Source organism: Streptomyces sp. NPDC058697, from assembly GCF_042715345.1.
Classification (GTDB): Bacteria; Actinomycetota; Actinomycetes; order Streptomycetales; family Streptomycetaceae; genus Streptomyces; species Streptomyces liliifuscus.
The window spans coordinates 177,131-199,474 of record NZ_JBHXSU010000002.1 but is presented as its reverse complement, the minus strand read 5'-3'; the positions used below and the strand labels follow the sequence as shown (position 1 = coordinate 199,474).

At 69.7% G+C, this 22,344-nt stretch carries 20 protein-coding genes; 18 read left to right on the top strand and 2 right to left on the bottom strand.

Going from position 1 to position 22,344, the window contains the following annotated elements; all coding sequences use genetic code 11:
* Nucleotides 1-16: 16 nt before the first annotated feature.
* A complete protein-coding gene (locus tag ACFWXQ_RS05465; RefSeq protein WP_383950204.1) occupies nucleotides 17-964 on the top strand; it encodes an SDR family NAD(P)-dependent oxidoreductase in 948 nt (315 codons plus the stop codon).
* Nucleotides 965-1,434: 470 nt separating this feature from the next.
* Here the strand turns inward: ACFWXQ_RS05465 and ACFWXQ_RS05460 are convergent, their stop codons facing one another.
* Nucleotides 1,435-2,337 (bottom strand): endonuclease/exonuclease/phosphatase family protein, encoded by a 903-nt coding sequence (locus ACFWXQ_RS05460; RefSeq protein WP_383950202.1) that lies wholly within the window; start codon nucleotides 2,335-2,337, stop codon nucleotides 1,435-1,437.
* A gap of 342 nt (nucleotides 2,338-2,679) precedes the next feature.
* Here ACFWXQ_RS05460 and ACFWXQ_RS05455 point away from each other — a divergent pair, with 342 nt between their 5' ends.
* The 5 genes from ACFWXQ_RS05455 to ACFWXQ_RS05435 all read left to right on the top strand — a co-directional run bounded on the left by ACFWXQ_RS05455 (nucleotide 2,680) and on the right by ACFWXQ_RS05435 (nucleotide 7,521).
* Nucleotides 2,680-2,934: a hypothetical protein gene (locus ACFWXQ_RS05455; RefSeq protein ID WP_383950199.1), complete on the top strand. Its 255-nt coding sequence runs from the start codon at nucleotides 2,680-2,682 to the stop codon at nucleotides 2,932-2,934.
* Nucleotides 2,931-5,201 (top strand): heavy metal translocating P-type ATPase, encoded by a 2,271-nt coding sequence (locus ACFWXQ_RS05450; protein ID WP_383950196.1) that lies wholly within the window; start codon nucleotides 2,931-2,933, stop codon nucleotides 5,199-5,201. Before ACFWXQ_RS05455 ends, ACFWXQ_RS05450 begins: the two co-directional genes overlap by 4 nt.
* Nucleotides 5,202-5,233: 32 nt before the next feature.
* Nucleotides 5,234-5,776 (top strand): copper chaperone PCu(A)C, encoded by a 543-nt coding sequence (locus ACFWXQ_RS05445; RefSeq protein ID WP_383950194.1) that lies wholly within the window; start codon nucleotides 5,234-5,236, stop codon nucleotides 5,774-5,776.
* Between the two features lie 150 nt (nucleotides 5,777-5,926).
* Entirely contained in the window at nucleotides 5,927-6,649 is a 723-nt protein-coding gene (locus ACFWXQ_RS05440) for a hypothetical protein (RefSeq protein ID WP_383950191.1), read from the top strand.
* Nucleotides 6,650-6,867: 218 nt separating this feature from the next.
* The gene (locus tag ACFWXQ_RS05435; protein WP_383957295.1) at nucleotides 6,868-7,521 is read left to right on the top strand and encodes a sigma-70 family RNA polymerase sigma factor; all 654 of its coding nucleotides are present in this window, start codon (nucleotides 6,868-6,870) and stop codon (nucleotides 7,519-7,521) included.
* 79 nt (nucleotides 7,522-7,600) lie between these two features.
* On the opposite strand, the gene ACFWXQ_RS05430 is transcribed toward ACFWXQ_RS05435, so the two are convergent.
* On the bottom strand, nucleotides 7,601-8,071 hold the full coding sequence (locus tag ACFWXQ_RS05430) for a copper chaperone PCu(A)C (protein WP_383957294.1): 471 nt from the start codon (nucleotides 8,069-8,071) through the stop codon (nucleotides 7,601-7,603).
* A 310-nt stretch (nucleotides 8,072-8,381) separates the two neighbouring features.
* On the opposite strand from ACFWXQ_RS05430, the gene ACFWXQ_RS05425 reads away from it, so the two are divergent.
* The 12 genes from ACFWXQ_RS05425 to ACFWXQ_RS05370 all read left to right on the top strand — a co-directional run bounded on the left by ACFWXQ_RS05425 (nucleotide 8,382) and on the right by ACFWXQ_RS05370 (nucleotide 22,306).
* Nucleotides 8,382-8,600 (top strand): hypothetical protein, encoded by a 219-nt coding sequence (locus ACFWXQ_RS05425; RefSeq protein ID WP_383957292.1) that lies wholly within the window; start codon nucleotides 8,382-8,384, stop codon nucleotides 8,598-8,600.
* Between the two features lie 297 nt (nucleotides 8,601-8,897).
* Entirely contained in the window at nucleotides 8,898-9,635 is a 738-nt protein-coding gene (locus tag ACFWXQ_RS05420; protein ID WP_386267594.1) for a DJ-1/PfpI family protein, read from the top strand.
* A 59-nt stretch (nucleotides 9,636-9,694) separates the two neighbouring features.
* Nucleotides 9,695-10,447 carry an aspartyl/asparaginyl beta-hydroxylase domain-containing protein gene (locus ACFWXQ_RS05415; RefSeq protein WP_386267592.1) on the top strand — a complete coding sequence of 251 codons (753 nt, stop codon included), beginning with the start codon at nucleotides 9,695-9,697 and terminating at the stop codon, nucleotides 10,445-10,447.
* A 224-nt stretch (nucleotides 10,448-10,671) separates the two neighbouring features.
* Nucleotides 10,672-12,090 carry an MFS transporter gene (locus tag ACFWXQ_RS05410; protein WP_383957405.1) on the top strand — a complete coding sequence of 473 codons (1,419 nt, stop codon included), beginning with the start codon at nucleotides 10,672-10,674 and terminating at the stop codon, nucleotides 12,088-12,090.
* A 128-nt stretch (nucleotides 12,091-12,218) separates the two neighbouring features.
* Entirely contained in the window at nucleotides 12,219-13,292 is a 1,074-nt protein-coding gene (locus tag ACFWXQ_RS05405; RefSeq protein ID WP_386267590.1) for a beta-ketoacyl-ACP synthase III, read from the top strand.
* Nucleotides 13,289-13,528, top strand: a complete 240-nt coding sequence (locus tag ACFWXQ_RS05400; protein ID WP_383947501.1) for an acyl carrier protein — start codon at nucleotides 13,289-13,291, stop codon at nucleotides 13,526-13,528. The genes ACFWXQ_RS05405 and ACFWXQ_RS05400 overlap by 4 nt, the downstream gene beginning before the upstream one ends.
* Nucleotides 13,529-13,584: 56 nt before the next feature.
* Nucleotides 13,585-14,475, top strand: coding sequence for a TauD/TfdA dioxygenase family protein (locus tag ACFWXQ_RS05395; protein ID WP_383947512.1), 891 nt, complete (start codon nucleotides 13,585-13,587; stop codon nucleotides 14,473-14,475).
* Nucleotides 14,472-14,969: an FcoT family thioesterase gene (locus ACFWXQ_RS05390; RefSeq protein WP_383947499.1), complete on the top strand. Its 498-nt coding sequence runs from the start codon at nucleotides 14,472-14,474 to the stop codon at nucleotides 14,967-14,969. The genes ACFWXQ_RS05395 and ACFWXQ_RS05390 overlap by 4 nt, the downstream gene beginning before the upstream one ends.
* 18 nt (nucleotides 14,970-14,987) lie before the next feature.
* A complete protein-coding gene (locus ACFWXQ_RS05385; RefSeq protein WP_383947496.1) occupies nucleotides 14,988-16,523 on the top strand; it encodes a long-chain-fatty-acid--CoA ligase in 1,536 nt (511 codons plus the stop codon).
* Between the two features lie 31 nt (nucleotides 16,524-16,554).
* On the top strand, nucleotides 16,555-16,812 hold the full coding sequence (locus tag ACFWXQ_RS05380; protein WP_383947493.1) for a phosphopantetheine-binding protein: 258 nt from the start codon (nucleotides 16,555-16,557) through the stop codon (nucleotides 16,810-16,812).
* A gap of 25 nt (nucleotides 16,813-16,837) precedes the next feature.
* Nucleotides 16,838-21,172 (top strand): amino acid adenylation domain-containing protein, encoded by a 4,335-nt coding sequence (locus tag ACFWXQ_RS05375; RefSeq protein ID WP_386267793.1) that lies wholly within the window; start codon nucleotides 16,838-16,840, stop codon nucleotides 21,170-21,172.
* Nucleotides 21,173-21,262: 90 nt separating this feature from the next.
* Nucleotides 21,263-22,306, top strand: coding sequence for an ABC transporter substrate-binding protein (locus tag ACFWXQ_RS05370; protein ID WP_383947490.1), 1,044 nt, complete (start codon nucleotides 21,263-21,265; stop codon nucleotides 22,304-22,306).
* Nucleotides 22,307-22,344 lie beyond the last annotated feature (38 nt).

The following is a 22,344-nucleotide window of genomic DNA, read 5'->3' as shown; positions in this document are numbered from 1 at the left end:
TAGTCGGGAGCTTGACATGATCAAGAAGTGGACGACGGCGAACATTCCGGACCAGCGCGGGCGGGTGGCCGTGGTGACCGGGGCCAACACCGGACTGGGGTACGAGACCGCCAAGGCGCTCGCCGAGCGCGGGGCGTCCGTGGTGCTCGCCGTGCGCAACGTCGAGAAGGGCGAGCAGGCCGCGGCCCGCATGACCGGCGATGTGACCGTGCAGGCGCTGGACCTGACCTCGCTCGACTCCGTCCGGACCGCGGCGGCGGCGCTGCGGTCCCGGCTCGACCGGCTCGACCTGCTGATCAACAACGCCGGCGTGATGTACACCCCGAAGCAGACCACCCGGGACGGCTTCGAGATGCAGTTCGGCACCAACCACCTCGGCCACTTCGCGCTCACCGGACTGCTGCTGGACCTGATGCTGCCGGTGCCCGGCTCGCGCGTGGTGACGGTCAGCAGCACCGGCCACCGCATCCGGGCCGCGATCCACTTCGACGACCTGCAGTGGGAGCGGTCGTACAGCCGGGTCGCCGCCTACGGTCAGTCCAAGCTGGCCAACCTGATGTTCACGTACGAGCTGCAGCGCCGGCTCGCCACGCACGGCACCACCGTCGCGATGGCCGCGCACCCCGGCCTGTCCAGCACCGAACTCGCCCGCAACAGCCCCGCGGCCCTGCGGCTTCCGCTCACCTGGCTCGCACCGCTGATCACCCAGACGCCGGCGATGGGCGCGCTGCCGACCCTGCGCGCCGCCACCGACCCCGCCGCGCTCGGTGGCCAGTACTACGGTCCCGGCGGACGCAACGAGGTCAAGGGCCACCCCCGGCTGGTCACCTCCAGCCCGCAGTCGTACGAGGCAGCTGTCCAGCAGCGGCTGTGGGCTGTCTCCGAAGACCTCACCGGGGTGACGTTCCCCGTCGTTCAGTCCAAGCAGAACTCGCTTCCCTCCGGATCGGCCACCACGATGTAGCCCGCGACGGCAGAAGGCGCTGGACCAGGGTGGTGAGCCGACGCGCCAAGGTCGGGCGGGGCACGTTCGTCTCCGCGGCCAGGCGGTCGTTGCTCCACGGCGCGGCGGGTTTCGAGTGCAGCGCCGGCAGGGCGGGGCGGTCACCGGGTCGCCCAGTGCGCTGGGCCAGACTCCGCTGGTGGTCTCGGTCATCCAGGAGCGGATCATGTAGACGAGGAGGAGGTCGAGCAGATTCGGAAACGCCACGCAGGAGCCGGGCCGTATCGCGTCCAACTCACCGGCGAGCAGGAACCCGGCATCCGCGACCTGCACTGGCATCCCGCCGACCGCGACGACCGTGCCCGCGCCGAACACGACGCCCTGGTCTGATACAGGTTGGCCGGCGCGCCCCGCGCTGGATCACCCCAAACCGGCCCGACGGTGTGGGCTGTCGCGGGAGCCTCGACCCAACCGTGCCGGCGTGAGCCGACTCATCCCAGGGTCAACGCGGCTTGCACTGGCAGGTGATCGCTCGGGAACTGGCCGTCCTTCGAGAATGTGTTGATCTGCGCCCAGTGTGTGGTCACCCCGGGGCTGGTGAGTATCCAGTCGATGCGTCTGCCGCCGGGCACCGCCGGCTGGAAGTTGTTGAAGGTCTTGTACAGCGGGCCGCGCGCGCCCGCCGTGTCCCAGGTGTCCACGAGTCCGGCGGCGAGCATTGTGTCGTAGACGGCGTTGCCGTGGGCCGCGGCGTTGAAGTCGCCGGTCACCACGACCGGTAAGGAGCGGTCGAACCCGGCGATCGTCTTACTGATCAGGTCGGCGGAGCGTTCGCGGGCGTACTGGCTCACATGGTCCAGGTGGGTGTTGAGGACGTAGAACTCCCGGCCGCCGTCGCTCAGATCGCTGAAACGGACCCACGTCACCATGCGCGGGAAGTAGGCCCCCCAGGTGTTGGAGGCGATCGCATCCGGCGTGTCGGAGAGCCAGAAGTGGTCGAACCCGACCGGAGCCAGCCGTCGGGTGTCGTAGAAGACCGCCATGAACTCGTCCTTGCGGCCGCCCCCGCTCCCGGTGCCGAGCCAGTCGTAGTGCGGACCGATGTCCTTCTCTATCTTCCGCAGCTGCCGATAGAGACCCTCCTGGGTGCCGATGACGTGAGGTCTCTCCCGTCGCAGCAACTCCCGCATCACCGGGCGGCGCACGGGCCAGCGGTGGACGCCTGTCGCGCTCGCGAAGCGCACGTTGTACGTCATCACGTTCAGAGCCGGCACATACTCGTCGGCCTCGGCAGGCGGCGTAGACCTCGCCGTGGCGAGCAGTGGCACGGCAATGGCGGCGGCCGCCCCGGCCCTCAGGCCCTGGCGGCGCGTCACACGTCCCTCGTTCGGCACGCGATCTCCTCCCCTTGGGAGTCAGGATGAAGGTGCGCACTGAAGTACGGAAGAAGACAGTGCGACAGCAGTGACCATGACGGATCACACAATCGGCTCCGACGTTGACCCCCTCAACGGAGAGCAAGTTGAGCGTCTTTTGACCCCTGCTGCCGCCGTACAGGCGTCGCATGGATCTTCGGCGCGCTGGGCTGTCTTCCGGCGTGGCGTATGGCACGGACGTCTCTCGTGTGACGCGCGCCACCCAAATGCTCCGGAACTGGGCCGCCGGTCGGTCCGACTACTGGGTTGGTACGGCGCGATCCGAGTGACGCCGTACGACGTGACCTGGAGACGCGGTTGATGGACGAGTCCCGGCAAGCTTCCTTCTTGGGTGTGGGTGCGGTCCTGCGGAAAGTGGCACCCCCGCCCGCGCTCTGCGGCTTCCTCTTGCTGCTGGCCCTGATTTTCGCTGCGTCCTACGCCACCGGGGTCGCCAGCGGCCCTGTCGCGCCGGGTATGCACGGCACCAGCGACACCCCCGGCGGCGGGACCGGCGGGAGCGGGGACATGGGGGAGATGGGCGACATGGACATGCGCGGGGGAGGCAACGGATGAGCGCCGAGCCGGTGGTCGCCCTGGTGACGACCGATCTGGCCGTCGGCGGCATGACCTGTGCGGCCTGCGTGAACCGGGTCGAGAAGAAGCTCGCCAAGTTGGACGGGGTCACGGCGACCGTCAATCTGGCCACTGGGCGGGCCCGGGTGAGCCATCCGTCGCAGATCAGCGCCGAGGAACTGGTCGCGACGGTCGAGAAGGCCGGCTACACGGCCGCCCTGCCCGAGCCGCCGAAGCAGCAGCGGCGTGAGGACGGGGAGGGGGAGGGGGACGCGGAGTCCGACGAGGCTCGGCAGGAGCGCGATCGTCTGCTGACCACGGCGCTGCTCGCGGTGCCGGTGCTCGTGTTGTCCATGGTGCCCGATCTCCAGTTCCGCAACTGGCAGTGGCTGTGCTTCGTGCTCACCGCGCCCGTCGCCGTGTGGAGTTCCTGGCCCTTCCACACGCGGGCCGTACGAGGGCTGCGGCACTCCGCGGCGACCATGGACACCCTCGTGTCGCTGGGTGTGGTGGCGTCCTTCTCCTGGTCGGCGTACGCCCTGTTCCTCGGGGGAGCGGGCGATCCCGGGATGCGGATGCCGTTCACGCTCGTGCCGAGCGCCTCGGACGGCGTCGCGCACATCTACCTCGAAGCGGCCGTGGGAGTACCGCTGTTCGTGCTGGCCGGACGGTTCCTGGAAGCACGGGCCCGGCGCGGGACCGGGGAGGCGCTGCGGTCGCTCGCCCAACTCGCCGCCAAGAAGGTCTCCGTACGGGAGGGCGGTGCCGAACGGCTGATCCCCATCGAGGAGTTGAGGGCCGGGCAGGTCTTCGTCGTGCGGCCGGGAGAGCGGGTCGCCACCGACGGGGAGGTGACGGAGGGCAGTTCCGCCGTGGACCTGTCCCTGGTCACCGGCGAGAGTGAGCCGGTCGAGGTCGGTCCGGGCTCCGCGGTGGTCGGCGGGGCCGTCAACTCCGGCGGGCTGCTGCTCGTACGGGCCACCGCGGTCGGCGCCGACACACAGCTCGCCCGTATCACGCGGCTGGTGACGGAGGCTCAGGCCGGCAAGGCGCGGGCGCAGCGGCTGGCCGACTCCGTCGCCGGTGTCTTCGTGCCTGTCGTGCTGGCGCTGGCCGTCACGGCACTCGGGTTCTGGCTCGGCGCAGGAGCCGATCCGCAGGCGGCGATCACGGCCTGTGTGGCCGTCCTGGTCGTGGCCTGCCCGTGTGCGCTGGGCCTCGCGACCCCGACCGCGTTGATGGCCGCGACCGGACGGGGTGCCCAACTGGGTGTCCTTGTCACCGGACCGCAGGCCCTGGAGGGGCTTCAGCACATCGACGCCGTCGTCCTCGACAAGACCGGCACGCTCACCTCCGGCCATATGAGCGTCGCCCGGGTCACAGCCGTACCGGACGGGCTCGGCCGGGACACGGTGCTGCGGCTGGCCGGTGCCGTCGAGCAGGGCTCCGAACACCCGCTGGGGCGGGCCGTCTCCGCGTACGCCAGGCGGGAGTTGCGCGAGGAGCGGCTGCCGGACGTGAGCGGGTTCAGTACCCTGCCGGGGCGGGGAGTGCGTGGCCGGGTGGAGGGGCGGCTGGTCGAAGTCCTCGCCCCGGACGACGAGTTGCCCGCAGCGCTCGCGGAGGCCCTGCCGGTGGCCGAGGCCGCCGCCCACACGCCCGTACTGGTGCGCGTGGACGGCACGGCAGAGGCCCTGATCGAGATCGGTGACGTCGTACGGCCCGGCAGCTACCGGGCTGTCGAATGGCTTCGGAGCCTCGGTGTGCGGTCCGTGCTCGCCACCGGCGACCGCGAGGCGCCCGCCCGGGCCGTCGCGGACGCGTTGGGCATCGACGAGGTGCACGCCCGCCGCACGCCCGAGGACAAGGCCGACCTCGTACTGGATCTGCAGGAACAGGGCTATCGGGTTGCGGTTGTCGGCGACGGCGTGAACGATGCCGCCGCGCTGGCCGGGGCCGACTTGGGCATCGCCATGGGCACCGGCACCGACGTCGCCATCGGGGCCGCTGACGTCACGCTGGTGCGCGGTGACATCGAAGCCCTCGCGGACGCGGTCAGGCTCGCCCGGCGCACACTGGGCACGATCCGGGTCAACCTCGTCTGGGCCTTCGGCTACAACGTCGTCACCGTGCCGCTCGCCATGGTGGGCCTGCTCAACCCGATGGTCGCCGCCGCGGCCATGTCGGCCAGTTCGGTGCTCGTCGTGGCCAACAGCCTGCGGCTGCGCGCCTGGCAGCCCTCGCCCGTCCGGAGACCGACGCGATGACCGACGCGATGACCAATCCAATGACCGACCCGATGACTGGTCCAACGACCCGTCCGACGACCGAAGGCACCTGGCGGCCCTCCCGCCGTCGGCTCACCGACACCCTGCTCGCCGCGCTAGTGCCCGTGGCGGCGTGTGTCCTTGCCCTCGGCGGTCTGAGCATGTGGGCCGCCTACGGCAACGCGGGCAGCCCGGCCCGGATCACGGTCACCGAGGGCCGGGTTTTCCTGCCCTCCGGCGACACCCCGGAGACGGCGGCCTTCTTCCGGATCACCAACAACGGGGGCTCGGCGGACCGGCTGCTGAAGGTGACCTCCACCGCGGTCGACGGTGCGACCTCCCTCAGCCGTCACCGGATGACCGGCACGAGTTCGGCCTCTTCGCAGACGGTGGACTCGGTGGCCGTCCCGGCAGGTGCCAGTGTCGCCATGTCCCCGTTCGGCCTCGACGTGATCGTGCCGGCCGATCCGGACTGGCAGTTCGGAGATCTCGTCACGTTCACGCTGCACTTCGAGCGCAGCGGAGCCGTGAAGTATCCCGCGGTCGTCGTCCGCCCGGGCCAGGACGGAACGTGACCTCCCCACTCTCAGAAGTCGGCGGGGGCACCCATCGAGTTCCGGCGCATCGGTGTGTCCTGTATCACTGATTTGCGGTTGAGTGGCAGGCCAGGGTGTTGTGCGTACCACCTGTGACGAGCGAGGCCCGGATGCAAGGATGAGGCCGTCATGACTGCAGGGTGGGGTGTTCGCACGGTTCGGGCCGCGGTGTTCGCGGCCGTCTGCGTGCTGCTCGCGGCCCTCGGTCACGTACTGATGTCGGACTCCGCAGTGCCCTCGTGGACGATGTCCGCCGGCTTCGTCGCCACGAGTGCCGTCGGCTGGACTCTGGCGGGCCGTGAACGCGGCCTCCCTCTGGTGGTCTCCGCCGTCGTCCTCACCCAGGGTGCCCTCCACTCGGCCTTCTCGCTGGCCCAGTCGGCGGTATCGGGATCATCCGGTACGGACTCCGTGGCGCACCACGTGGGTGCCACGAGCGTCATGTCCACGGGCTCCACGGGCTCCACGGGCTCCATGGGTTCCATGTCCATGGACGCAATGGACATGGGCTCCATGGACATGGGCCCTTCGGCGCATGCGGGGCACTTGGGCCACATGGCTCACGACATGGGTGGCACGTCGTCGCTCGGCATGCTGGCCGCCCACACTCTGGCCGCCCTGCTGAGCGGTCTGTGGCTGGCCCACGGCGAGCGGGCCGCGTTCCGTGTCCTGCGGGCCGTCGCGGGATGGCTGGCCGCTCCGCTGCGGCTGCCGACAGCGCTGGCTCTTCCCGCCCCGCCGCTCCGGCCGCGCCCGCGGCCGGCGAGCGAGCGTTCGGAGCGGGTGCCGAGGCTGCTGCTCGCCCACACGATCATTTCTCGGGGGCCTCCGGCCGGGATCGCTGTCGCCTGAGACAGCTGGTTCCCCGAGGCCACCCTCATGCGCCGTACCGTCGGCGCCAGAACAGGGGACAGGGCCTTCGGGCACGGGTCGTTCACGTCGTACGGCCCCATCCCACTTCCCTCCCGTTCCGGGATGTCTCCTCAGCGGCGCACCGCGCCCGGAGTGCCCGTGCGCGGTCGCTCGCGCCGCCGTGCCGGATCCCGGACAACCCGAGAAGGACACAACAGGTGATCACTCCTGTCCTGCCCGCCTCGCGCACGACGCGCGACGCGGGGCACCAAGTGACGTCCGAGTACGGCGCAAAGTCATCGCGTGACGACTCGGCCACCGCCTGGGCGCTGGCCGCCCGCGGTGGAGACCCCGACGCCGTCGACCGGTTCGTGCGGGCCCTGCATCCCGACGTCGTCCGCTACATCACCCGCCTCTCCTCCGATCGCCAACTCGCCGACGACCTGACGCAGGACACGTTCCTGCGGGCGCTCGGCAGCCTGCACCGGTTCGAGGGGCGTTCGTCGGCGCGTACATGGCTGCTGTCCATCGCGCGCCGCACGGTGGTCGACAGCCTGCGGTACGCCGCGACCCGGCCACGGCTGAGTGGCACGGACGACTGGGCAGCACGGGCCGAGCAGGCCCAGCCCAGCGGTCTGCTCGGCTTCGACGACGGTGTGGTGCTGCTCGACCTGCTGGACACGCTGCCTCCCGAGCGCCGCCAGGCGTTCGTTCTCACCCAGTTGGCAGGGCTGCCCTACGAGGAGGCCGCCGAGGCCATCGGCTGTCCCGTCGGGACGATCCGCTCGCGGGTGGCACGGGCCAGGGCGACCCTCGTCGAACTCCTCGCCGAGGCCGACCAGTCGGCCGTCCCGGCCACCGCGGCCGCCTGACGGAAGGGGTGCCGGTGTCACCGCTCACCCGGGACACCGGCACCCCTCCCGCTCTCCGGCCGCCACTGGCTGCCGGGTCTCACCGCGCACCCTCGGTCACCGTCGCCCGGACGACCACCCTCCCGCTCTGACGGAACCACAGGGTGTACGGGACCGTCTGCCCGGCCTTGAGGACAGGCGGGTCCAGGATCACGACGCCGAGCCCGCCCGGGGCCATGCGTACCGTGCCTCCCGCCGGAACGTCGACAGCCCATACGGGATCCGTACGCCCGGTCCCGGTGCGGCGCACCGTACGGCGGAGCACGCTGATGCCCAGCTCCGTCGAGTCCGCGTACAGCAGCGTGTCCTTCGTCGAGCCGGTGTTGCGGACCTCGAAGTAGGCGGCGGTGGAATCCGAGCCCGCGGGTACCGCGATGACGCGCGCGTCGACGACCGTGATCCTGGGCGGCGGATCGCCTGCCGCGCCGGTCGCGGTGTAGGCCACCAGCAGGGCCAGCGCACCGCAGGAGGCAGCCACCGGCGCCGCGACGGCCCGCAAGGCGTTTGCCAAGGGCGTGTTCCGCGTCCGGCGCATCACACGCATCAGGCTTCTCGGCTCCATGTGTCAGTGGTCGTGGCGCGGGCCCGGCTGGTTCCCGGCTCTTGCCGAGGCGACCGGTTCCCTCCGGTGGTGGCGGGGAAGGACGCTTCCGAAGCCCGGAACGAACGCGGTCGCGGAACTGCGCGGACCGTGGTGGGGAGGGGGCAACATGCTGGGGCACGCGCGGGAGTCGAAGGCAGGGACACCGCGGAGTTGGCCGTGGGAGCAGGAGGCCGTTCGAGCCGAGCATCGCCGGCCACGGATCGACGGTGCCTGGCCCTTGGGCGCAGCCACCCTGATGGTGTTGGCGGGCGGTTACGCCTGGCTGGGCTCCGTGGTGGCCGGCCTGCCCGGAGCCCTGTTGGGCTGCGCCGCGGGACTGCTGCTGAGCGGGCTGCTCCATCTCCTGGTGGAGTCGGCGGTCTCGGGTCCGCGGCCGTCGCACCGCGGAGGCCGCGGCGTGGTGAGCGTCCGTCCGCGCTTCCGCAGGCGCGGCTGAAGCAAGAAGCTGCCCGAACACGGGAACTCCACGATCCGTCGGCACGACTACTTGTTCGTGGTGCCGACCCTGGGAGAGGGCAACCTCGGAGTACGCCGGCGTCGGCGACCGTGTGACGCCGCTGCCGCCTTCCCTCAAGTGCCGCCGCAGCAAAGGAAATTGGCCCGAGGACACGGGAACTCGAGCCCGTCGGCGACCGACTACTGGTTCGACAGCGCGGCTCGACACCGCTGACCACCACGTGAGGTCGTCGACGGGTCGGGGCGCGGAACTTCGGGCGAAGGTGGTTCGGCACACGTGGAGCGAAGACGTCTGTTGCAGTCCTCGGCGGTGGCGGTCGGTGCTCTCTCGACGACCCGGCTCGCGGCCGGTGCAGCCCACGCGGCAGCCCCTGGGGGCTCTCGCGGTGGCAGAGGTGAAGCACCACTGCGCGTCCACGTCGTCACCTTCGACGGAGTGGAAGAGCTGGACGTCTTCGGCCCGTTCGAGGTCTTCTCCGTGGCCGCCCGGGCCCATCCGGTGACGGTGAAGCTGGTGACCGGCGGGGAGGCGGCCGAGGTGACCTACAGCTTCGGCACGAAGGTGGCGGCAGCGGCCTGGTCCCCGCACGACGCCGATCTGGTCGTCGTACCCGGCGGTGGCTTCGGCCGGCGAGACGGCCCCGGTGTCTGGGCGGAAATCGGCAAAGGAGAGCTGCCGTCGGCCCTGCACGCGGCGCATGAAGCCGGAGTGACGGTCCTCGGCATCTGCACGGGAGTGATCGTGCTGTCCGCCGCCGGTCTGACCGCGGGCCGGACGTGTACCACGCACCACCTGGCCAGGAGCTATCTCGCCCAACAGGGAGCCCGGGTCGTGGATCAGAGAGTCGTCGACGACGGTGACCTGGTGACGGCCGGAGGAGTCTCCTCCGGTATCGACGGCGCCCTGTGGCTGCTGGAACGTGAGTTGGGAAGCGCCGCCGCCACCTACACGGAGTCGATCGTGGAGTTCGAGCGCCGGGGCACGGTGCTCCGGACGCCGGCCGCCACCCCGTGATCGCCAGGCCGCGACCGCATCCCCGACCTGACCCCGGCCGCTGAGCTCCGGAGAACCGTATGACACCAGAGATAGAGAACGCCTTCGCAGCGATCAGAGCCGAGTTCGGTGCGCAATCGATCACGCGGGTCGAGCAGATGCTGGAGCCGGGCGGCAGCGAACGGCATCCGCTGCAGAAGGGAGCCAAGTGGATCATGCCGGGGCTCTCCGCCACTCCCTGGCACGATCCCTACGCCTACGCCGAACTGGCCCCCGTCGTCCATGAACTGGAGGCGAGTCATCAGGCGATCAAGAAAGAGCTCAATGACGCATGGGCGGCGCGCCGGGAGGCGTTCTCGGACTACGAGCACTATCTGACCCGCCAGGAGAACTGGCAGGCCCTCTACCTCTTCCGCAAAGGAAGCCTCGTCGAGGATTCGGCCGCCACGACTCCCACCGCCTATCAGGTATTGAAAGACGTGGCCGTCGACACGGAGAAGCTATGTCCTCTCCTGGAATGCCATTTTTCCACGCTGTTGCCGGGCGCTGCCATTGAACCCCACTGCGACCTGTGGAACTTCAGCATCAACCTGCATCTCGCCGTGGACATCCCTGACGGGTGCAGCATCACGGTTGCCGGAGAGACGCGCTCCTGGAAAGAGGGGAAGTGCCTGCTCTTCGACTACTCCTTCGAGCATGAAGCACGCAATGACGGTACTCGCCCGCGGACCTGCCTGCTCATCGACCTCTGGCATCCGGAGACCACTGTTCCTGAACGCCGGGCGCTGGTCGCCCTGATGAACGAGATTCGTCGGCTCATGGGGGAGGGCTGACGCGGGTGAAGTAACGCGGTAAATCCCTGGTTCTTCTCGACCGGCAGTTTTCGACTGCCGGGTTCCAGTGCTGCCCTGATATTCCGTGAATGCGCAATGCCACAGGAGAAGTTGGCCATTCACAAGCCGGATCCGTGCTGCTACCGTGACTGAAAATGATCGACCTGCTGGAATTCTCCCTGCGGGAATTCCGGGTATTTCCATCCTGAGGGGGGTGATCGATGATGTCCGCGAACGCGAAACAGCCGGTGAAGACGCCGCTCCGAAAGCCACTTGGACTTCCCCTGGTTGTTCTGGCGTTGGGGCAGCTCGTCATCTCGCTCGACTACAACATCGTGTATGTTGCGCTGCCCGACATCGGTGCCGGGCTTGGCTTTTCCGACCACGACCTGCAGTGGGTGGTGAGCGCCTACGTCGTCGCCACGGGAGGCTTCCTGCTACTGGGCGGCCGGGCCGCGGACCTGCTCGGCCGGCGCCGGATGTTCGTCCTCGCGGCACTGCTGTACGCGGGGTCGTCCCTCGTGGGCGGCCTGTCGGAGACCCCCGGCATGCTGATCGCCGTCAGGGCGGTTCAGGGCATCGGCGGCTCCCTGCTGTTCCCGGCGACGCTGTCCCTGATCAGCACCATGTACGACGAAGGGCCCGACCGTAACCGCGCGTTGGCGGTCTGGGGAGCGGCGGGAGCCGGCGGGCTGTGCTTCGGATCCCTGCTCGGCGGGGTCCTGGTGGAAGCCTTCGGCTGGTCATCGGTGTTCTTCGTCAACGTGCCCGTGGCCGGAGCTCTCGCGGTTGCCGGGTGGTCGCTCTTCCCGGCGGACGGACCGTGGGACCGTTCGCGGCGCTTTGACGTGGCGGGCGCGCTGACCGCGACGGGCGGGATCACGCTCCTGGTGTTCCTTCTGGTACAGGCTCCCGCGGAGGGCTGGGACACTCCCTCGGCCCTGGTGAGCGCGGTGCTGTCCGTCGGGTTGCTGGCGCTCTTCGCCGTCGTGGAGAGGCGATCCCGCGATCCGCTCGTACCGGCACGGCTGTTCGCCCACCGCGGCCTGCTCGTGGCCATGGGGGTGACCGCTCTGTTCGGTGCCACGTTCAGCTCGGTGCCGTACTTCCTGACGCTGTACTTCCAGACCGTCCATGGCTACAGCCCGGTCGCGACCGGGCTCGCCTTCCTCGTACCCGCCGTGGTGGTCGCCGTCGGCACGCAGGTCGGCGAACGGGCCGTGTCCGCCTTCGGTATGCGCCGCATGCTGGTGGGCGGGATGGCGCTCGGCGCAGCCGGAGCCGCGGCCCTCGGTCTGGGACTCACCTCGGACGGCTCATATCCCGCGCTGTTGCCGGGGATCGTGCTGCTGGGTCTCGGGCAGGGAGCCGCGTGGACCGGGATGTGGATCGCCGCGTCCGCCGGAGTGGCCCCCGGTGACCAGGGCATCGCCTCGGGACTGGCGTCGACCACCCTTCAGGTGGGCGGCGCGGTGGGCCTCGCCGTCCTGGTCGCCGTCGCCGGCGGCGTGGGGCAGAACGTCTCCGGCCCCGGTCTCCTCGACGGCATCCGTACCGCGGTCTTCGCGATCGCGGCCGGTATCGGCTGCTGTGCGCTCGCGCTGCTCGCCCTCCGCAGGACGACCGGGACCAGCGGTCCCTAGGCCCTTCTTTCCTTCCTTCCCTCCTTCCTGCCGTTCCCTGCCGTTCCTGTCCTCCCGACTCCCGTTCTCGACCTCCGTTCCAGCGCCCGGGCTGCCCGGTGCCGTCCTCCGTCATGCCAGGAGAACCCATGTCCTCTACCGCCGCCGGTCCCTCCGCTCCTCCGGCCGCCGTCCTGTGCGGGCTGGCCGGATGGGTGCCGTCCCGCGTGGTGACCAACGAGCACCTCGCGCGACGGCTGGACACCGACGACGCATGGATCCGCACCCGGACCGGGATCCGCCGGCGGCACGTCGTCGACCCCGGACAGGCGACCTCCGACCTGGCTGTCGAAGCAGGCCGCCGGGCACTCGCCTCCGCCGCGACCGACACGGTCGACGCCGTCGTCGTCGCCACCGCGACCCCGGACCACACCTGCCCGGCCACGGCGCCCGTGGTCGCCGCGCGACTCGGTCTCACGGGGGCGGCCGCCTTCGACATCAGCGCGGTGTGCACCGGATTCGTCTACGGACTCGCCTCGGCCGCCGGACTGATCGCGGCCGGCGTGGCCGAACGCGTCCTGCTCATCGGCGCGGAGACCTACTCCACGATCGTGGACCCGCTGGACCGGGCCAACGCGATCATCTTCGGAGACGGCGCCGGAGCCGTCGTCCTGCGTGCCGGTCATCCCGACGAGCCGGGCGCGGTCGGTCACTTCGACCTCGGCAGCGACGGCGACCACGATGACCTGATCATGGTCGCGGCCGGCGGCTCCCGGCAGCGCTCCCGACCGGGCGAACCCAGCCGCCAGGACCGGCACTTCGCCATGCGCGGCAAGGAGGTCTACCGCCACGCGGTGACACGCATGGCCGAGTCGGCGCGCGCCACGCTGTCCCGGGCCGGCTGGAAGATCGACGACGTCGACCACTTCGTACCCCACCAGGCCAACCTGCGGATCCTGCACTCGGTGGCCGACGACCTCGGTCTCCCACGGGAGCGCTGTGCGACCCATGTCGAGTCGGTCGGCAACACGGGCGCCGCGTCCATCCCGCTCGCCCTGGCCGACGCGGCCGCCGGTCACGTGGTGCGACCTGGCGACCGGCTGCTGCTGACCGCCTTCGGAGGCGGCCTCACCTGGGGCTCCTGCCTCCTGACCTGGCCCGCGCTGCCCGCGCCGGCCCATCCGCACGACCCCTGTGACCAAGGAGAACGGACGACTTCATGAGCACCACCTACGAGCAATTGGCCGGCATCCTCGCGAGGCTGCACGACGCTCCCGCGGACCGGATCCGCCCGGAGGCCACCCTCGGTGAACTGGACGTCGACTCGCTGACGACGGTCGAGATCAGCATCCGCATCGAGCGCGACCTCGGTGTGAAGGTCGGCGACGACGAACTCCATCCCGACCTCACGCTCGGCGACCTCGCCGGACTCGTCGACGCCCGGCAAACGGCCGCCTGACCCCTCCTCCGCACTCCTCCTCCCCACTCCTCGAAAGGCAGCACCCCATGCAGACCATGCAGATCAAGGAACAGCCCGGTACCGCGATCGGCGCGACGGTCGAGGGATTCGACCACGCCACCGCCTCGGCCGCCGACATCCTCGCCCTCAAGAACACCATCTACACGAAGAAGATCGCGGTCCTGAAGGGCCAGGACCTCTCTCCTCAGGAGTTCCTGGAACTCGGCAAGCGACTCGGCCGCCCGGAGACCTACTACGAGCCGATGTACCAGCACCCGGAGGTCACCGAGATATTCGTCTCCTCCAACGTGCCGGAGAACGGAAAGCAGATAGGCGTGCCCAAGACCGGAAAGTTCTGGCATGCCGACTACCAGTTCATGCCGGACCCGTTCGGTATCACCCTGATCTACCCTCAGGTCGTTCCGGATAAGAACCGCGGTACGTACTTCATAGACATGGGACGGGCGTACGACGGGCTGCCCGAGGATCTCAAGAAGGAAATCGACGGAACGTACTGCAGGCACTCCGTGCGCAAGTACTTCAAGATCCGGCCCCACGACGTCTACCGTCCCATCTCCGAGATCATCGAGGAGGTCGAGCGGAAGACCCCGGCCGTCGTCCAGCCGACCACGTTCACCCACCCCATGACCGGCGAGACGGTCCTCTACATCAGCGAGGGCTTCACCGTCGGCATCGAGGACCAGGACGGGCAGCCGCTCGACGAGGAGCTGCTCAAGCGGCTGTTCGACGCCACCGGCCAGCTCGACGAGACCTTCGAACACGGCAACATCCACCTGCAGAGCTTCGAGCGGGGCGACCTGCTGGTCTGGGACAACCGCAGCCTCATCCACCGCGCCCGGCACACGACCACACCCGAGTCGACCGTCTCCTACCGCGTCACGGTGCACGACGAGCGCAAGCTGCACGACGGGATCAAGGCGGTATGACGGACGAAGCCCTGCTGGCCCAGGTGCTGACGCCGTACAAGGAGCACTGCAAGTACCTGCGTTCGGCTGTCGTGACCGAAAGGGACGGTCGTGCATTCGCCCGCTGCGAGTTCGAGATATCCGAGTCGTGCTACATCGACGACACCGGCCATCTGAATTCCGTCGAGGTGAACATCTGCTACAACCAGATGATGTATTTTCTCGTCGCCAAGACCGTGCAGGACGGTCTTGGTTCGGGATTCGCCGACTGGACGCTGGACGACTTCTTCAAACACCAGCTCCCGGACATTCTCATCGCCCGTTTCTCCTCGAATTTCCGGCGACCGGTCAACCCCCGTGCATTCTCCGGGGAGATGGAATTCCGGTCCGTCACCCGTCGCACCCCGCCCGACGCCAGTCCGTTCCTGTACGCCGACACCGCTTTCCGCTACTGGGACGCGGCATCCGGCCGCTGCGACGGCGAGGCGGCCCTCGCGTTCGTCAACGTCCCCTGACCATCGAAGGGTTCGCCCATGAAGACGCTCGCCCAGACCACCGGTCACCATGCCGAGCGCCAACCGGACCTCCCGGCCGTGCTCTGCGAGGGCCGCACACTGACGTACGACCAACTGCACCGCGAGAGCAACCGCGTCGCCCACGCCCTCCAGGCCGCCGGACTCGTGCCCGGCGACCGGGTCGCGTACCTCGGCAAGGAGTCCGAGCACTACTACGAGATCCTCTTCGGCTGCGCCAAGAGCGGCACCGTCCTGGTCCCCGTCAACTGGCGGCTCACCGCGCCCGAGGTCAGCCACATCCTGCAGGACTCCGGTACCCGACTGCTCTTCCTGGAGGACGAGTTCGGGCCGATCGTCGAGAAGATGCCGACCGAGCCACCCGAGACGGTCGTCGCGCTCGGAGAGTCCTTCGCGGCCTGGAAAGCATCCCACCCCGACACCGACCCGAAGCCGCACGACGTCACCTCCGACACCCCGGTCGCCCAGCTCTACACGAGCGGCACGACCGGACTGCCCAAGGGCGTCGTCCTCGCCCACCGCAGCTTCTTCGCGATCCGCGACGCCCTGGCGAGCGAGGGACTGGACTGGATCGACTGGCGAGCCGGTGACATCGCCCTGATCGGCATACCCGGCTTCCACATCGGCGGCCTGTGGTGGGCCACGCAGAACTTCAACGCCGGAACCACCGTCGTCGCGATGCGCGCCTTCGCCGCCGCCCAGGCCGTCGACCTCATCCGCGACCTCGGCATCACCACCGCCTGCGTGGTGCCCGCCATGCTCCGCATGATGCTGACCGAACCGGGCGTCAGCGCAAAGGACTTCACCACTCTCCGCAAGACGGTCTACGGCGGCTCCCCGATCTCCGAGGCCCTGCTGGAGGAGAGTCTCGCCGTCCTCGACTGCGAGTTCGCCCAGATCTACGGCCTCACCGAGACCGGCAACACCGCGGTCTGTCTGCCCCCGGCCGCCCATGTCCCCGGCGGTCCCCTCATGCAGGCGGCGGGACACCCGTATCCGGGTGTGCGCAGCAAGGTGATCGACGGCGAGGGGCGTGAACTGCCGCCGGGCGCGGTCGGCGAGGTCTGCCTGGCAACGCCCGCCCGCATGGTCGAGTACTGGGGGCTGCCCGACAAGACCGCCGAGACCCTCGTCGACGGCTGGATCCACACCGGTGACGCCGGTTACGTCGACGAGGACGGCTACATCTTCATCCGCGACCGCATCAAGGACGCGATCCTCGTCGCCGGCGAGAACGTCTACCCGGCCGAGATCGAGAACGTCCTGGAAGGCCACCCCGGCGTCGCCGAGGCCGTGGTCGTCGGTGCCCCGGACGAACGCTGGGGCGAGTACGTGCACGCCTTCGTCGTACTCGCGCCCGAGCAACGGCCCAGCCCCCGCGACCTGCACACGTTCCTCGTCCCGCAGCTCGCCGGCTTCAAGCTGCCCGCCCGCTACGAGTTCATCGACAGAGTCCCGCGCAACCCCAGCGGCAAGATCCTCTGCCGCGAACTGCGCGACCGCTTCTGGGGCGACTCGGCCCGCAAGGTCAACTGACCTGACACCAGGACTTATCGAGAGAGACGACATGCCTGTTCCCCTCACGCTGGAGGGCTTCCGCGCGGACCTGGCGGAGTTCCTCTACCAGCAGCCCGACGAAGTCGACCTCGAAGAGAACCCCCTCTACGCGGGGCTGGACTCCCTGCGCATCGTCACCCTCCTCGAACGATGGCGGGAGACCGGCGTGGAGGTGACCTTCATCGAACTCGCCGAGTGCACCTCGTTCGACCAGTGGTGGCAGCTGCTCTCCGCACGCCAGGGGGGAGCGGATCATGCCACCGCATGACGACTCGAAGCACGGCATGGGAGACATGGCTGAGCGGCATCCCCTGCTGGCCGCCCAGGAAGGCATCTGGACCGGCCAGCAGCTCGATGCGGACAGCCCCGCCTACAACACGGCCGAGTACGTACTCATCGACGGACCTGTGGACCCGGCCACCTTCGACGCGGCCCTGCACCAAGTGGTCGCGGAGACGGAGGCCCTGAACGTCACCTTTGTCGCCGACCACAAAGGCCGGCCCTGGCAGACGGATGCCCCGGCCGTCGACTGGCGCCTGCACACGGCCGACCTCACCGAAGAGCCCCACCCCCACACGGCGGCCCTGGCCTGGATGGACCAGGACATGGCCCGCCCCGTCGACCTCGCACGCGGCCCTCTCTTCGGCCACGCCCTGCTGCGGATCGCCCCGGAGCAGTACCTCTGGTACCACCGGGTGCACCACATCGCCCTCGACGGATTCGGCCTGTCGCTGGTCGCCCACCGGGTCGCCGAGGTCTACACGGCCCGGGCGACGGGCGAGCCGGCGGGCGACAGTGGCTTCGGCACCCTGGCCTCGGTACGGGACGAGGAACGCGCCTACCGGGAGTCGGCCCGCTTCGTCAAGGACCGCGCCTACTGGGCCGATCGGTTCGCGGACCGACCACCTGTGGCGACACCCGCCGGCCGTACGGCCCTGCCCGTGCGCACCTTCCACCGACAGGTGGTGGACCTCGACGCGGCGCAGACGGAAACCCTGCGTGCCGTGGCCCGCGACCTCAAGGTCACCTGGTCCGAGGTCCTGCTGGCCGTGACAGCGGCTCAACTGCACCACGCGACCGGCGCACCGGAGATCGTCCTCAGCCTGCCCGCGATGGGACGACTCGGCTCCGTATCGCTGCGGGTTCCCTGCATGGTGCGCAACATCCTGCCCCTGCGCGTCGCGGTCACCCCATCGGACAGCCTGCGCGACCTCACGGCCAGGATCTCCCGCGAGCTCCGCGCCGGACTGCCGCACCAGCGCTACCGCTACGAACAACTGCGACGCGACCTCAAACTCGTGGGCGGGCAACGCCGGTTGTCCGGCCCGGGCGTCAACATCATGCCCTTCGAGTACGACCTGCGCTTCGCCGGACACCACAGCACGGTCCACAACGTCTCCGCGGGGCCCGTCGACGACCTGTCGGTCAACGTCTACGACCGCTCCGAGGGCGCGGGCCTGCGTATCGCCGTGGATGCCAACCCCGACCTCTACGACGAGGCGGACGTCACCGCACTCCAGGGAGGACTGCTCGCCCTGCTGAGGGAGGCCGTCGCCGCCCCTGACCGGGCGCTCGACGAGCTGCGTACGCGCGAGGCCGTGCCCGTCCTGGACGGAGGGCCGCTGCCCGGCCCCGTGCGTCCGGTGCTCGACCTGATCGCCGAACATGCCGCCCGCAGCGGCGGATCCATCGCCGTCGAGCACGACGGGCGCAGCGTCACGTACGCGGAACTGCTCGGCGCGGCACGGGAACTTGCCCGCCGACTCGCCGGGCGAGGGGTCGGCCGCGGCGACCTGGTCACCGTCGCCCTGCCCCGCGGCATCGACGCGGTCACCGCCATCCTCGGCGTCCTGCTCTCCGGAGCCGCCTACAGCCCGCTCGACCCGACGGCGCCCCCGGCGCGGAGGAAGGAACTACTGGACGACGCCCGGCCCGCGCTCGTCCTGACGGCCGGCGCCCACGCCGGAGAGTACGCAGACCATGCCGTGCTCGCGCTGGGGGAACCGCACCCAGGGCCCGGCACCTCGCAGCCGACGGCGCCCGCGCCGGAGGACCTCGCATATGTCCTCCACACCTCTGGCTCCACCGGCCGCCCCAAAGGCGTCGAGATCGACCATCGCGCGCTCGCGCACTTCGTCGCCGGGGCCACGCACCGCTACGGCCCAGACCGTTCGGACCGCGTCCTGCAGTTCGCCCCTCTGCACTTCGACACCAGCGTCGAGGAGGTCTTCCTCACCCTGTGCGCGGGCGCCACACTCGTCGTTCGCAGTGACGACATGACCGACTCGGTCCCCGGGTTCCTGGACGCCTGCGCACGGCTGCGGATCAGCTTCCTCGACCTGCCCACGGCCTACTGGCACGAACTGGCCTACGCCGTCTCGACCGGCACCGCCGCGCTGCCCGCCGAGGTGCGCACCGTCGTCATCGGCGGCGAGGCGGCCCTCCCCGAGCGGGTCGACCGCTGGCGCAAAGCCGTCGGCACCTCCGTCCGGCTGCTGAACACCTACGGCCCGACCGAGGCCACCGTGGTCGCCACCGTCGCGGACCTCCACGACCCCACCCTCGCCCCGGGAGACGTCCCCATCGGGTTGCCGCTGCCCGGCACCCGCGCCGCGGTCGTCGACGGCGAACTCCACCTCCTGGGCGACAACTTGGCCGCCGGCTACCGGGGAGACCGAATACCGGACGCCTCCCGCTTCGCACCTCTCGATTCGCTAGCCGGAGCGCCCCGCGCCTACCGCACCGGCGACCTGGTGCGGATCGGTGACGACGGGCAGTTGCGCTATCTGGGCCGGTCGGACACCGAGTTCAAGATCAGCGGCCATCGCGTGCACCCTGCAGAGGTCGAGAGCGCACTCCTGTCCCACCCGGGAGTCCGCGACGCCGCCGTGATCGGACAGCTGCTGGACGACGGGACACGACGCCTGGTCGCCCACGTCGTCCCGGACGGGCCCGCACCGACCGTGGCCCTGATCAGGGACCACCTCCGGACGGCGCTGCCCGCTGCGATGGTCCCGTCGAGCTTCGAGTTCCTGGACCGTCTGCCCCGGACGAGCTCAGGAAAGATCGACAGGAACGCGCTCGCGGGGCCTGCGCCGGACCCCGCTGTCGCTCGGACAGCCGCGTCCGACACCGAGCTGCAAGGCACCATCGTCGGCATCTGGCAACAGGTGCTCCGCTCGGCCGCGGTCTCCGCGCGGGACGACGTCTTCGACCTGGGTGCCCAGTCGCTCCAGGCCATCCAGGTCGCCAACCGGCTCGGCGTCGAACTGCGCCGCGAGGTGAAGGTCGCCTGGCTCTTCCAATACCCGACGCCTGCCGAGTTGGCGAGATTCCTGGAGGAGCAGGAGCAGGAGCAGACCCGGGTCCAGGCGAGGTCGGCCGCCTCCGGCCTTCCGGCGGCCCTGCTCTCCGACACCGTTCTCGATCCGGACATTCGCCCCGGCGATGGCCCCCGGGCGGGCGGCAACCGGGACAGGATCCTGCTCACGGGCGCCACCGGCTTCGTCGGGGTGCACCTGCTGGCCGAACTCCTCACGAGCACCGACGCGGAGATCGTCTGCACCGTCCGTGCCGCGAACCCCGGAGAGGCCACCGCCCGCATCCAACAGGCCCTGGAAACACACCGCATAGACCTCCCGGACGCGGCACGGAAACGCATCACGGCGGTTCCCGCGGACCTCACCCGCCCCCGTCTCGGCCTCGGCGAGGCGCAATTCGCCGAACTCGCCCGCACCTGCGGCGCGATCGTCCACAACGGCGCGACCGTCAGCATCATGCGTGAGTACGCCACTCTCCGTGCCGCCAACACCGAGTCCACCAAAGACCTGTTGCGCATGGCGGCCGCGCGCTCGATCCCCTTGCACTTCGTCTCGACCCTGTCCGTCGCCCCGCCCCTCGGCCTCGCTCCTGAGGTGCCGGAGGCGTTCCTCATACCTCACCCCGGACTCCGGCACGGCTACCAGCAGTCGAAGTGGGCCGCCGAACGACTGCTGGAACAGGCCGCAGAGCGGGGCCTGCCCGTCACCGTGCACCGACTCGGCCGGATCGTCGGCCCGCACACCACCGGTTACGTGAACGAGCGGGACTTCCTGTGGAGCGTGCTGCGCGCCGGGGTCCCCGCCGGCATCGTCCCCGACCTCTTCGACGAGGAGACCTGGACACCGGTCGACCACGTCGCCAAGGCCGTCGTACACCTCTGCCTCGGGCAACGCCCGCCAACCGCCACGGTCTTCAACCACGCCGCTACCGCCCCGGTGCGGCTGAGTGACGTCTACGGCTGGCTGGGGGAGTACGGCTATCCGCTGCGACGCATGCCCTTGGCGCAGTGGCGCGCCGAACTGCCACGCTCCTCCGTCTTCGGTGACGCCGATGTCACCGGCGTGGCGGCGACCACGCTTGCCTTCTTCGACTCCTGGGACGCGGACACCGACGAGGCGCCCGGGCCTGAACTGCGCCTGGGGCGGGTCCGCGCCGACAACGTCGCAACCGGCCTGCACGGCAGCGGCATCGACTGCCCGCCCGTCGACCGGGACCTCGTCTTCCGCTACCTCGACCACTGCGTCGCCACCGGAGCGCTGCCCGCCCCAGTCGGGAAACAGGGCCATCTCGCAATCCCCGCAAAGTAGTTGGATCTCTCCGGGAACTTCCGGGCCGCACCCCCCGACTACTGCATCAGAACCCGTCGCCTTACGAACATCCCGCAGCAAGGAGCCAGCATGACGAAGAAACCGCCGGTCGCCATAGCCCTGGCCGGCGCACTCTGTCTGCTCACTGCGGCCTGCGCCGACTCCTCGACCGACAAGAACGATGCCACCGGCGGCAACGCGTCCGCGGCCGCCGCGAAGTCCGGCTACCCGGTGACCCTCAAGAACTGCGGAACTGAAGAGAAGTTCACCAAGGCACCCAGCCGAGTGGTCACCATGAACGGCGCCTCGGTCGCCGAGGTCTCCACACTGCTCGCCCTCGGCCTCGGCGACAAGATCGTCGCCAACCAGCAGACCTACGGGATGTCCGAGGTCCCCGGCCGAGCCAAGGCCATCAAGGCCTTGCCCAACGGCGACGTCAAACTCAACGACGCCTACGACATCCCGCGCGAGGCGATGATCGGGCTCCGCCCCGACCTGGTGCTGTCCACGACTTCCTACGGCTTCGACGAGAAGAACGGCTTCGCCACCCGGGAGCAGCTCAAGGAGGTGGGCGCGGGCACCTACGTCTCCCCGCAGGGCTGCGACCAGGACACCTCCAAGATGACCATTGCCGACAGCTACACGCTGCTGCGCGACATGGGCAAGGTCTTCAACGTCAGCGACCGCGCCGAGAAACTGATCACCGCTTCGGAGAAGCACATCACCGACGTCGCCGACAAGGTGAAGGGCGAGAAGCAGCCCAAGGTCATGGTCCTGTTCTCCAACATGACCATGGGCGGCAACGACTTCAGCTCGGTCGTCGCCAAGGGCATCTACAACGACATCCTCGCCAAGGCCGGCGGCAGCAACGCCTTCGAGAACGCCTCCAAGACCTCCTTCGCCGACCTGAGCAAGGAGAAGGTGGCCGCCACCGACGTCGACGCGCTCGTCGTCATCGGCTACAACGACCCGAACCCGGCGGCCTACGCCAAGAAACTGCTGAAGGAGTTCCCCCAGTGGCCGGCCGCGAAGAACAACAAGTACGTGGCCCTCTCGGACTCGATGTACCTCGGCCCGAGCAACGACCTGGCCGTCGAGAAGATCGCCAAGGCGCTGCACCCCGACAAGTTCTGAGCCCGGGTCCGATCCCGAGCCGCCTGCGGCTGCCGCTC